This is a genomic window from Streptomyces sp. NPDC003327, from assembly GCF_053589515.1.
Genome location: NZ_JBSFSA010000001.1, coordinates 17,033 through 28,578, shown reverse-complemented (window position 1 = coordinate 28,578; position 11,546 = coordinate 17,033). Strand labels below are relative to the sequence as shown.

11 protein-coding genes are annotated in these 11,546 nt (G+C 69.9%); 8 read left to right on the top strand and 3 right to left on the bottom strand.

All coding sequences use genetic code 11. The features are described 5' to 3' along the window. Positions 1-143: 143 nt before the first annotated feature. Positions 144-563: a peptidase inhibitor family I36 protein gene (locus ACWDVG_RS00140; RefSeq protein ID WP_451695086.1), complete on the top strand. Its 420-nt coding sequence runs from the start codon at positions 144-146 to the stop codon at positions 561-563. On the opposite strand, the gene ACWDVG_RS00135 is transcribed toward ACWDVG_RS00140, so the two are convergent. Together ACWDVG_RS00135 and aceE are read right to left on the bottom strand one after the other, a co-directional pair. Beyond that, entirely contained in the window at positions 544-1,386 is an 843-nt protein-coding gene (locus ACWDVG_RS00135) for a potassium channel family protein (protein ID WP_451694599.1), read from the bottom strand. The two genes, ACWDVG_RS00140 and ACWDVG_RS00135, sit on opposite strands and share 20 nt — an antisense overlap. A 78-nt stretch (positions 1,387-1,464) precedes the next feature. Beyond that, on the bottom strand, positions 1,465-4,197 hold the full coding sequence (gene aceE / locus ACWDVG_RS00130) for a pyruvate dehydrogenase (acetyl-transferring), homodimeric type (RefSeq protein ID WP_451694597.1): 2,733 nt from the start codon (positions 4,195-4,197) through the stop codon (positions 1,465-1,467). 420 nt (positions 4,198-4,617) lie between these two features. On the opposite strand from aceE, the gene ACWDVG_RS00125 reads away from it, so the two are divergent. The 6 genes from ACWDVG_RS00125 (at position 4,618) to ACWDVG_RS00100 (ending at position 9,182) form a co-directional block, all read left to right on the top strand. After that, positions 4,618-5,040, top strand: a complete 423-nt coding sequence (locus tag ACWDVG_RS00125) for a DUF3052 domain-containing protein (RefSeq protein ID WP_451694596.1) — start codon at positions 4,618-4,620, stop codon at positions 5,038-5,040. Positions 5,041-5,159: 119 nt separating this feature from the next. Beyond that, the gene (locus ACWDVG_RS00120) at positions 5,160-5,618 is read left to right on the top strand and encodes a peroxiredoxin (protein WP_451694594.1); all 459 of its coding nucleotides are present in this window, start codon (positions 5,160-5,162) and stop codon (positions 5,616-5,618) included. A gap of 162 nt (positions 5,619-5,780) precedes the next feature. Further along, positions 5,781-6,356, top strand: a complete 576-nt coding sequence (locus ACWDVG_RS00115; RefSeq protein WP_030210761.1) for a TerD family protein — start codon at positions 5,781-5,783, stop codon at positions 6,354-6,356. 216 nt (positions 6,357-6,572) lie between these two features. Next, positions 6,573-7,148 (top strand): TerD family protein, encoded by a 576-nt coding sequence (locus ACWDVG_RS00110; protein WP_451694592.1) that lies wholly within the window; start codon positions 6,573-6,575, stop codon positions 7,146-7,148. Between the two features lie 30 nt (positions 7,149-7,178). Continuing rightward, positions 7,179-8,327, top strand: coding sequence for a DUF475 domain-containing protein (locus ACWDVG_RS00105; protein WP_451694590.1), 1,149 nt, complete (start codon positions 7,179-7,181; stop codon positions 8,325-8,327). A 117-nt stretch (positions 8,328-8,444) separates the two neighbouring features. After that, entirely contained in the window at positions 8,445-9,182 is a 738-nt protein-coding gene (locus ACWDVG_RS00100) for a TerD family protein (RefSeq protein WP_451694589.1), read from the top strand. A gap of 51 nt (positions 9,183-9,233) precedes the next feature. On the opposite strand, the gene ACWDVG_RS00095 is transcribed toward ACWDVG_RS00100, so the two are convergent. Beyond that, positions 9,234-10,094 carry a TerD family protein gene (locus ACWDVG_RS00095; RefSeq protein ID WP_451694587.1) on the bottom strand — a complete coding sequence of 287 codons (861 nt, stop codon included), beginning with the start codon at positions 10,092-10,094 and terminating at the stop codon, positions 9,234-9,236. Between the two features lie 186 nt (positions 10,095-10,280). Here ACWDVG_RS00095 and ACWDVG_RS00090 point away from each other — a divergent pair, with 186 nt between their 5' ends. Next, a complete protein-coding gene (locus tag ACWDVG_RS00090) occupies positions 10,281-11,531 on the top strand; it encodes an HpcH/HpaI aldolase/citrate lyase family protein (RefSeq protein WP_451694585.1) in 1,251 nt (416 codons plus the stop codon). Positions 11,532-11,546 lie beyond the last annotated feature (15 nt).

The window sequence follows — 11,546 nt, the reverse complement described above, 5'->3', positions numbered from 1 at the left end:
GGGTGGAGAAGCTTTGGCCCTCTTCTCAACGGGGTGTGACGTCGGTCAGAGTATTGATTACAGAGAGTGACAATGATCGACGGCATCGGGGGTTGGAAGACATGAACGTGAAGGTGAAGCGACGCGCACTGCCCTTCGGCGCACTGCCCTTCGGGGCACTGCCGTTCGGCGTGGTGCTGGTTGCCGCCCTGCTGACGGCACTGCCCGCGGCGGCGCTGCCCGCGGCGGCGGTCCCGGCCGGCAGCGGGGCGGAGGCGTCCGCCGGGGCGCGGGGCACCGTGCTCGGGACCTGTGGGCCCGGGGCGCTCTGCCTCTGGCCGCGGCCCGACTTCAAGGGGAAGTCCAGGGCGTACGAACTGGCCACGACGGACATCGACAGCTGCGTCGTCCTGCCGGCCGGAGCCTCGGCCCAGTCCCTCGCCAACCGGACGGGACGGCCGGTCACGACGTACCAGTCGGCGGAGTGCGAGGAGACGGGCGAGTTCGAGACGTACCCGGGGCGGGGGACCTGGGTGCCGCAGACCCCGTACGAGGTCAGAGCGTTCAAGCTGTGGGAGCGGTAGGCGCCGGGACCTCGGGCCCGCCGGGCCCCCGTGGCGCGGGCGGCGCGAGCGGCGTGGGCGGCGCGGCCGGCGCTTCCGGCCGGGCCGGCGGCTCCGGCGGCGCGGAGAGCCGGGCCACCTCCGAGCGCAGCTCCCGCACCTCGCGGGTCAGCGACTCCAGGAGTTCCGTCTGCCGGCGTTCCACGGCGTCGTCCCGCTCGAAGCGGGAGATGAACCACGCCGCGATGTTGGCGGTGACCACACCGAGCAGGGCGATCCCGGAGAGCATCAGGCCCACCGCGAGGACCCGGCCGAGGCCCGTGGTCGGGGCGTGGTCGCCGTAGCCGACGGTCGTCATCGTGGTGAAGGACCACCAGACCGCGTCCCCGAGGGTCCTGATGTTGCCGTCCGGGGCGTCCCGCTCGACGTGCAGCACCGCGAGCGAACCGAACATCAGCAGGCCGACCACCGCGCCCGCCACATACGTGGTGAGCGTGATCTGCGGGGCCATCCGGGCCCGCCGGCCCACGAGGAGGAGCGTGGAGACCAACCGCAGCAGCCGCAGCGGCTGCACCATCGGCAGCAGGACCGCGATCAGATCCAGGGGGTGGGAGCGCACGAACGCCCAGCGGGCCGGGGAGACGGTCAACCGCACCAGATAGTCCAGGGCGAAGGCGGCCCAGACCGCCCACTCGACGTGGTTGCACCACCGGTGCACCCACGGCGCGGCGTCCGGGGCCACGATCGGCACGGCGTAGGCGATGCCGAAGGCCACGGCCAGCACCAGCAGCGGTGTCTGGGTGCGCTCTTCCCAGCGTTCCTTGTCGATGGACATGCCGGGCATCGTAAGGAACGCCGAAGGGCGGCGGGACCACCGGTCCCACCGCCCTTCACCAGCCGGTCCGTGCCGGCGGCCCGGCCGTCAGGCGTCGCCGCCCGCGGCGCCCGGGTCGGCGGCGGCCACGTCGAGCAGCTGATAGCGGTCCACGGCCTGCTTCAGCGCCGAGCGGTCGACCTTGCCCGCGCGGGCCAGCTCGGTCAGCACCGCGAGGACGATCGACTGGGCGTCGATGTGGAAGAAGCGGCGGGCGGCGCCCCGGGTGTCCGCGAAGCCGAAGCCGTCCGCGCCCAGCGAGGTGTAGGCGCCGGGCACCCAGCGGGAGATCTGGTCCGGCACGGACCGCATCCAGTCCGAGACCGCCACGAACGGTCCCTCGGCACCCTGGAGCTTCCGCGTCACGTACGGGACGCGCTGCTCCTCGTCCGGGTGGAGCAGGTTGTGCTCCTCGACGGCCACGGCCTCGCGGCGCAGCTCGTTCCAGGACGTCGCGGACCAGACGTCGGCCCGGACGTTCCACTCCTCGGCCAGGATCCGCTGGGCCTCGATCGCCCACGGCACGGCGACGCCCGAGGCCATGATCTGCGCCGGGACCGAGCCCGCCTCGCCGGCCTTGAAGCGGTGGATGCCGTGGAGGATGCCCTCCACGTCCACGTCCTCGGGCTCGGCCGGGTGCTGGATCGGCTCGTTGTAGACCGTCAGGTAGTAGAAGACGTCCTCGGCCTCCGGGCCGTACATCCTGCGCAGACCGTCCTTGACGATGTGCGCGATCTCGAAACCGAACGCCGGGTCGTAGGAGACGCAGGCCGGGTTCGTCGAAGCGAGGAGGTGCGAATGACCGTCCGCGTGCTGAAGGCCCTCACCGGTCAGCGTCGTCCGGCCGGCGGTGGCGCCGAGCACGAAGCCCCGCGCCAGCTGGTCGGCCATCTGCCAGAACTGGTCGCCGGTCCGCTGGAAACCGAACATCGAGTAGAAGACGTACACCGGGATCAGCGGCTCGCCGTGGGTGGCGTACGCCGAGCCGGCCGCGATCAGCGAGGCCGTGCAGCCCGCCTCGGAGATGCCGTCGTGCAGCATCTGGCCCGTCGGCGACTCCTTGTACGCCAGGAGCAGTTCGCGGTCCACCGCCTCGTACTGCTGCCCCAGCGGGTTGTAGATCTTGGCGCTCGGGAAGAAGGAGTCCATGCCGAACGTCCGGTACTCGTCCGGCGCGATCAGCACGAAGCGCTTGCCGATCTCCTTGTCCCGCATCAGGTCCTTGAGCAGCCGGACGAAGGCCATCGTCGTCGCGATCGACTGCTGCCCCGAGCCCTTGCGCACCGCCGCGTAGGTCTTGTCCTCGGGGAGGACCAGCGGCTTCGCCCGCACGACCCGCGTCGGCACGTACCCGCCGAGCGCCTTGCGGCGGTCGTGCATGTACTGGATCTCCTCGGAGTCCCGCCCCGGGTGGTAGTACGGCGGCAGTCCCTCCTCCAGCTCCTTGTCCGGCACCGGGATGTGCAGCCGGTCGCGGAAGCGCTTGAGGTCGTCGACCGTCAGCTTCTTCATCTGGTGGGTCGCGTTGCGGCCCTCGAAGTTCGGGCCCAGCGTCCAGCCCTTGACCGTCTGGGCGAGGATCACGGTCGGCTGGCCCGTGTGCGCCTTCGCCGCCGCGTAGGCCGCGTAGATCTTCTTGTGGTCGTGGCCGCCGCGCCCGAGGTGGAGGATCTGGTCGTCCGACATGCCCTCGACCATGGCCCGCAGCCGGTGGTCGTCGCCGAAGAAGTGCTCGCGGATGTAGCCACCGGTCTCCGTGGCGTACGTCTGGAACTGCCCGTCCGGGGTGGTGTTCAGCCTGTTCACCAGGATGCCGTCGCGGTCCTGCGCCAGCAGCGGGTCCCAGGAGCGGTCCCAGATCAGCTTGATGACGTTCCAGCCGTTGCCCCGGAAGATCGACTCCAGCTCCTGGATGATCTTGCCGTTGCCGCGCACCGGGCCGTCGAGCCGCTGGAGGTTGCAGTTGACGACGAAGGTGAGGTTGTCCAGGCCCTCGCGGGCGGCGATGGAGAGCTGGCCGAGCGACTCGACCTCGTCCATCTCGCCGTCGCCGAGGAACGCCCAGACGTGCGACTTCGAGGTGTCGGCGATCCCGCGCGCCTCCATGTAGCGGTTCATCCGCGCCTGGTAGATCGCGCCGAGCGGGCCGAGGCCCATCGACACCGTCGGGAACTCCCAGAAGTCCGGCATCAGCCGCGGGTGGGGATACGAGGAGAGGCCGTTCGGGAACCTCGACTTCTCCTGGCGGAAGGCGTCGAGCTGGGTCTCGTCGAGCCGGTCCAGCAGGTACGCGCGGGCGTAGATGCCGGGGGAGGCGTGCCCCTGGAAGAAGATCTGGTCGCCGCCGTCGCCCTCGTCCTTGCCGCGGAAGAAGTGGTTGAAGCCGACGTCGTAGAGGGAGGCCGAGGAGGCGAAGGTCGCGATGTGGCCGCCGACCCCGATCCCCGGGCGCTGGGCCCGCGAGACCATCACGGCCGCGTTCCAGCGGGTGGCGTTGAGGACCCTGCGCTCGATCTCCTCGTTGCCCGGGAAGAAGGGCTCGTCCCGCGTGGCGATGGTGTTCACGTAGTCCGTGCTGCGCATCTCGGGCACGGCCACGCGCTTCTCGCGGGCCCGCTCGATCAGCCGGAGCATGAGGTACCGAGCCCGTTCCCGGCCCCGCTCGTCGACGGCGGCGTCGAGGGAGTCGAGCCACTCCTGCGTCTCTTCGGGGTCGAAATCCGGGACCTGGCTGGGAAGGCCGCCAATGATGATCGGGCTGCGATCGGATCCGGGAGCCACGCTGTTCCTTCGCTGGTCGGGCGGAACCCCACGGGGGAGGGGAGCCCCGCTGAAGCCGGGATGTTCCATCGTGTACCCCGCCGACGCCAAACGTCATCTTTACCGAGGGGTAACCCTCCCGGGGTGCCGTGATCGGTCAAATCGCAACCTTACGCCCAACTCGCGCATGCGTTTCGCCCTTCCGTTCGGCAGACTGAAGACTCAGAAGCCCGCAGAGCGGGACGATTCGTGTGTGCCTGATCACGAGGCGGGGTACAAGCGAGCCGGAAGTTGCGGCGAGACGGCCCCAAACGTCACCGTTTCGGCGGTCTCGACGGCCGGGTACTTGCGCGATCAGGCCCGGCACGTGTGGACTACGGCCAGCGCCGCGCGCACACGCGTGGCCCGAGCATTTTCCGATACATGATCAGGAGGCAAGCCGTGAGCGCGACCGCGGACCACGCGGAGGAGCGGACCAACCCGGCTGCAAGGCTGGGGTTCGAGCCCGGACAGGTGGTCCAGGAGATCGGCTACGACGACGACGTCGACCAGGATCTCCGTGAAGGCATCGAGTCCATCATCGGCCAGGACCTTGTGGACGAGGACTACGACGACGTCGCCGACGTGGTCGTCCTCTGGTTCCGTGACGAGGACGGTGATCTCACCGACGCCCTGGTGGACAGCATCGGTCTCCTGGAGGACGGCGGCATGATCTGGCTGCTGACTCCGAAGACCGGCCGTGACGGCTACATCGAGCCGTCCGACATCAACGATGCCGCGCAGACAGCTGGTCTCTCCCAGACCAAGAGCATCAGCGTCGCCAAGGACTGGACGGGCACCCGCCTGGCCACCCCCAAGCGCTGATCCCCCCAGCTGCGAGAAGCCCCCGCCGGGCCACCGGCGGGGGCTTTCGTGCGCAGGCCGTAGGGTGGGGTCACCGATTCGGCCCAACGGGTGGGCCCCGTCGAAGGGAAGCGTGCGCGATGGCGATCGAGGTCGGCTCCAAGGCCCCGGACTTCGAGCTCAAGGACAACCACGGCCGCTCGGTGCGGCTCTCCGACTTCCACGGAGAGAAGAACGTGGTGCTGCTCTTCTACCCGTTCGCCTTCACCGGTGTCTGCACCGGCGAGCTGTGCGAGCTGCGCGACAACCTGCCGAAGTTCGTCAACGACGACGTGCAGCTCCTCGCCGTCTCCAACGACTCCATTCACACCCTGCGCGTCTTCGCCGAGCAGGAGGGCCTGGACTACCCGCTGCTCTCCGACTTCTGGAAGCACGGCGAGGCCTCGCGCGCGTACGGCGTCTTCGACGAGGAGAAGGGCTGCGCGGTGCGCGGCACCTTCATCATCGACAAGGAGGGCGTGGTCCGCTGGACCGTCGTCAACGCCCTCCCGGACGCCCGGGACCTCGGCGAGTACGTCAAGGCCCTCGACACCCTCTGAGCCGGCCGCCCCACCGCCCGAAGAGCGACACCGTCGAATCTCCGGGCGAATCTCCGGGCGAATCGCCTGTTTCGACGGGGAACCCGTCACTAGGATCCAGTCGTTGATCCGATGCCAACGCACGACTGGGGGCGCTGCCCCTGGAAACCTATGGAGGGACTCGTGGGAGTCAGCCTCAGCAAGGGCGGCAACGTCTCGCTGACCAAGGAGGCCCCTGGCCTCACCGCCGTGACCGTCGGTCTGGGCTGGGACGTCCGCACCACCACCGGTACGGACTTCGACCTCGACGCCAGCGCCATCCTGGTGAGCGAGGAGGGCAAGGTCCGCAACGACCAGGACTTCGTCTTCTTCAACAACCTCAAGAGCGCCGACGGCTCCGTCGAGCACACCGGTGACAACCTCACCGGCGAGGGCGAGGGCGACGACGAGCAGGTCAAGGTCAACCTCGCCGGCGTGCCCGCCGACGTGGCCAAGATCGTCTTCCCGGTGTCCATCTACGACGCCGAGAACCGCCAGCAGTCCTTCGGCCAGGTCCGCAACGCGTTCATCCGCGTCGTGAACCAGGCCGGCGGCGCCGAGATCGCCCGGTACGACCTCTCCGAGGACGCCTCGACCGAGACCGCCATGGTCTTCGGCGAGCTGTACCGCCACGGTGCGGAGTGGAAGTTCCGCGCCGTCGGTCAGGGCTACGCCTCGGGCCTGCGCGGCATCGCGCAGGACTTCGGCGTCAACGTCTGACCCGAGCCGTTCGCACCGTCCGGCGCCGCACGTCCCGTGCGGCGCCGGACGTGCCTCGGTGGCCACAGGGGGAACGACCACTCCACGGCGCCGACGCGGCACCGGCGCACCGCACCACGACACCGCCGCAGGACCCGCACGGCCGTAGGACCCGCACGACCGCAGGACCCGCAGGACCGCAGCACGGCAGGACACACCGGGGAGGAACCGATCACCATGGGCGTCACGCTCGCCAAGGGAGGCAACGTCTCCCTCTCCAAGGCCGCACCCAACCTCACCCAGGTCCTCGTGGGACTCGGCTGGGACGCGCGCTCCACCACCGGAGCCCCCTTCGACCTCGACGCGAGCGCCCTGCTGTGCCAGGCGGGCCGGGTGCTCGGGGACGAGTACTTCGTCTTCTACAACCAGCTCCGCAGCCCCGAGGGCTCCGTCGAGCACACCGGCGACAACCTCACCGGCGAAGGTGACGGCGACGACGAGTCGCTGATCGTCGACCTCGGCAAGGTGCCGGCCCACTGCGACAAGATCATCTTCCCGGTCTCGATCCACGAGGCCGACAACCGGGGCCAGACCTTCGGCCAGGTCAGCAACGCCTTCATCCGCGTCGTGAACCAGGCCGACGGCCAGGAGCTCGCCCGCTACGACCTCTCCGAGGACGCCTCCACCGAGACCGCGATGATCTTCGGTGAGCTCTACCGCTACAACGGCGAATGGAAGTTCCGGGCGGTTGGTCAGGGGTACGCGTCCGGCCTCCGGGGCATCGCTCTAGACTTCGGGGTCAACGTTTCGTAAAGACGCGTACTTAAAACGATGGGGTAGACAGTGGTTCTGAAAACCTTCGGCTGGTCGTTCGCGATCACTGCGCTCGGCCTGGTCGCAGCGGTGCTCTACGGGGGGTGGGAAGCGTTCGGGATCGTCGCGATCCTGTGCATCCTCGAGATCTCGCTGTCCTTCGACAACGCGGTGGTCAACGCCGGAATCCTGAAGAAGATGAATGCCTTCTGGCAGAAGATCTTCCTCACGATCGGCATCCTGATTGCCGTCTTCGGCATGCGGCTGGTCTTCCCCGTCGTCATCGTCGCCATCAGCGCCAAGATCGGCCCCATCGAGGCCGTCGACCTCGCGCTGAACGACGCCGAGCGCTACGAGCAGCTCGTGACCGACGCCCACCCGTCGATCGCCGCCTTCGGTGGCATGTTCCTGCTGATGATCTTCCTCGACTTCATCTTCGAGGACCGCGACATCAAGTGGCTGGGCTGGCTGGAGCGCCCCCTCGCCAAGCTCGGCAAGATCGACATGCTCTCCGTCTGCATCGCCCTGATCGTCCTGGCCATCAGCGCCATGACCTTCGCGACCCAGGCCCACCAGCACGGCGGCACGCACGTCGACAAGGCCTCGACCGTCCTGCTCTCCGGCGTCTTCGGTCTCATCACGTACCTCGTCGTCGGAGGCCTCTCCGGCTACTTCGAGAACAAGCTGGAGGAGGAAGAGGAGCGCGAGCACGAGGCCGAGGAAGAGGCCAGGCGCAGCGGCAAGCAGGTCTCCGCGATCCAGCTGGCCGGCAAGGCCGCGTTCTTCATGTTCCTCTACCTCGAGGTCCTCGACGCGTCGTTCTCCTTCGACGGCGTCATCGGCGCCTTCGCCATCACCAACGACATCGTCCTGATGGCGCTCGGCCTCGGCGTCGGCGCCATGTACGTCCGTTCGCTGACGGTCTACCTGGTCCGCCAGGGCACCCTCGACGACTACGTCTACCTGGAGCACGGCGCCCACTACGCCATCGGCGCGCTGGCCGTGATCCTCATGGTCAGCATCCGGTACCAGATCCCCGAGGTCGTCACCGGCCTCATCGGTGTCGCGCTGATCGCCTGGTCCTTCTGGTCCTCGGTCCGCCGCAACAAGGCCCTCGCGGCGGCCGGGGGCGGAGCGGGCTCCTCGGGCGACAAGACCGAGGTGACCGCCGGGGTGTGACACCCCGGACAATGAGGAACGCTTCACTGCGGGGCGGCCGGAGCACCCGGCCGCCCCGCAGGCATGTGCGCGGTGCACGCGTGACCGGTGTGGTGAAGAGTGTGGGGGGTGGAGGCCATGGCCTTCTGGGACAGGCTGTTTCCTGGGCAGACGGCGCGCTACGACTTCGGCGGCGCCGCGGCGAACACGATCGACCTGACGCGTCGGCGCCCGACGGTCTCGCTCACCCAGCAGGGCGCGGCCGCCGGCAACCTCCGGGTCAACCTCTCCTGGCGGATGCGGACCTCCGACATCGAGGGCCGCTCCCGCCAGAGCGGCCGGCTCCTGCGCAACCCCTCCCAGCTGTTCAAGCCCGAGGTCGTCCAGGCCCACACCCAGGGCGTGGTCAACGTCGACCTGGACCTGGGCTGCCTCTACGAGCTCAAGGACGGCAGCAAGGGCGTGGTCCAGCCGCTCGGCGGCTTCTTCGGCGACCTGAACGCGGCGCCGTACGTGAAGCTGAGCGGCGACGACCGGTTCGGCGGCTCGTCGGGGGAGACGATCTTCGTCAACCTCGACCACAAGGACGAGATCAAGCGCCTGCTGTTCTTCGCGTACATCTACGACCAGACGCCCGCCTTCGACCGTACGCACGCCACGGTCACGCTCCATCCGAGCAGCGGGCCCCGGATCGAGATCCAGCTCGACGAGCGCGCGCCGCAGGCCCGCTCCTGCGCGATCTTCTCCGTGGAGAGCGTCAAGGGCGAGCTGACGGTCCGCCGCGAGGTCCGGTTCGTCTACGGCTTCCAGGCCGAGCTGGACCGGCTCTACGGCTGGGGCCTCCAGTGGGGGCGCGGCTACAAGACCAAGGCCTGAGCGGTGCCGTTACGGGAGGCCCCGTCGGTTGCTCCGTCGTCGGAGCCGCGCCTACGGGCGGATGAACTGCGGGCCCATGGGCGGCATGCGGAACTCGGCCGCCCGCGGCTCCTGCGCCGCGGCCACCGGCTGCGGATAGCCGTAGGCGGGCCCGGGGGCGTTCGTCGGCTGCTGGGGGTAGCCGTAGGCGGGCGGAGCGGTCGGCTGCGGCGGTACGGGGGGCTGGGCCGGCCGAGGCGGTACGGGAGCGTGCACGACGGTCGCGTCCGGATCGGCCGCACCGCCGCCCGTGCCGCCGCCGGAGGCCGCGGTGGCCCCGCCGGCGCCGGAGTCGCCCGCCGTGCCTGCCGCGCCGCTCTCCTCCGCGTCCTCGTCGACGGAGATCCCGAAGTCGGTGGCGAGGCCCACGAGGCCGGTCGGGTAGCCCTGGCCCACCGCGCGGAACTTCCAGCCCTCCCCGCGCCGGTACAGCTCGCCGCAGATGACGGCCGTCTCCTCGCCGGTCTCCGCGGTCACGTCGAACAGCGCCAGCGGCTCGCGACCGGCCCCGGCGCCCGCGTCGTAGACCAGGATCCGCAGGTCCGTCACGGAGCGGAAGGTGCCGCCGTCGGAGGAGGCGGCCACCACCACCCGGTCGACGGACGGCTCGAGGGAGCCGAGGTCGGCCTCGACCGTGTCCGTCAGCCCGTCGGCGTCCCGCTTCTTCGGCAGCCGCCGCACGAGCCCGGAGGGGTGGCGCGGCTGGTTGTAGAAGACGAAGTCCTCGTCGGACCGCACGCGGCCGTCGGGGCCGAGCAACAGGGCCGAGGCGTCCACGTCGGGGACCCCGGGGCCCGGGGTCCAGCGGAGCACGGCCCGTACGGCCGCGGTGTCGAGAGGGACGTTGGAGCCCTTCAGCATCGCGTGCGTCATGACCGCAATCCTGCCCTCCCGGTCGACCCGCGGACAACGCGGGGGCACCACCGATACCGGAGAGAGGCGACGGATGCTGACGAGTTACCTGAATTTCATGCGGTGAGGGAACTACGGACACCCGTACCTACGTACTATTACCGGCCACGTGTCGTCAGGGCCCAGAGGGTCAGTCGGGGGAGTTACATGCGTCATTTCGGACACATCCCGTCCGCTGTGCGGGCAGGGCTGTTCCACCGCGAGCCCGCTGTCTTCACGGCGGACTCGCCCGCGCGCACGCTCGCCGTGGCCCTCGGCGCCACGCTCTACAGCCCGGCCACCCGGCCCCGGCTCGCCGACGACGTGCGCAAGCAGGCCGCCCGCGGAGTGGCCTCCATGGTGCTGTGCCTCGAGGACTCCATCAGCGACGCCGACGTGGAGGCGGGCGAGACGAACCTCGTCCACCAGTTCGCCGACCTCGCGGCCGGCCGCCGGACGGACGCCGGCACCGCCCCGGGCCCCCGCGCCGACCAGGACTCCGCGGCGGCCGCCGACACCGCCGCGGACGCCGACCCGGCCGCGGACCTGCCCCTCCTCTTCATCCGGGTCCGCGAGCCGCGCCAGATCACCGACCTCGTCGACCGGCTCGGCGAAACGGTTCGCCTGCTGTCCGGATTCGTACTGCCCAAGTTCACCGAGGCACGCGGCCACGCCTTCCTCGACGCGCTCACCCGGGCCGAGCGCACCAGCGGCCGCCGCCTCTTCGCCATGCCCGTCCTGGAGTCCCCCGAGCTCCTCCACCTGGAGACCCGGGCCGAGACCCTCGCCGGCATCGCCGCCATCACCGAGAAGCACCGCGACCGCGTCCTCGCCCTGCGCCTCGGCGTCACCGACTTCTGCTCCGCCTACGGCCTGCGCCGCTCGCCCGACATGACCGCGTACGACGTCAAGGTCGTCGCCCACGTCATCGCCGACGTCGTCAACGTCCTCGGCCGCGCCGACGGCTCCGGATTCACCATCACCGGCCCCGTCTGGGAGTACTTCCGCCCCGGCGAGCGCATGTTCAAGCCACAGCTGCGCCGCAGCCCCTTCCTGGAGGGCCGCGCCGAGGACCTGCGCACCGCCCTCATCGAGCACGACCTGGACGGACTACTGCGCGAGATCGAACTCGACCGCGCCAACGGACTGCTCGGCAAGACCTGCATCCACCCCACCCACGTGCTGCCCGTCCACGCGCTCTCCGTCGTCAGCCACGAGGAGTGGAGCGACGCGCAGGACATTCTGCGGCCGGAACAGGGTGGTGGCGGAGTGCTCCGCTCCGTGTACACGAACAAGATGAACGAAGTGAAGCCGCACCGCGCCTGGGCCGAGCGCACGCTCCTGCGCGCCGAGGTCTTCGGCGTCGCCGCGGAGGACGTCGGCTTCGTGGAACTGCTCACCGCCGGCCTGGCCGGCTGACGAAGGGACGTCGAC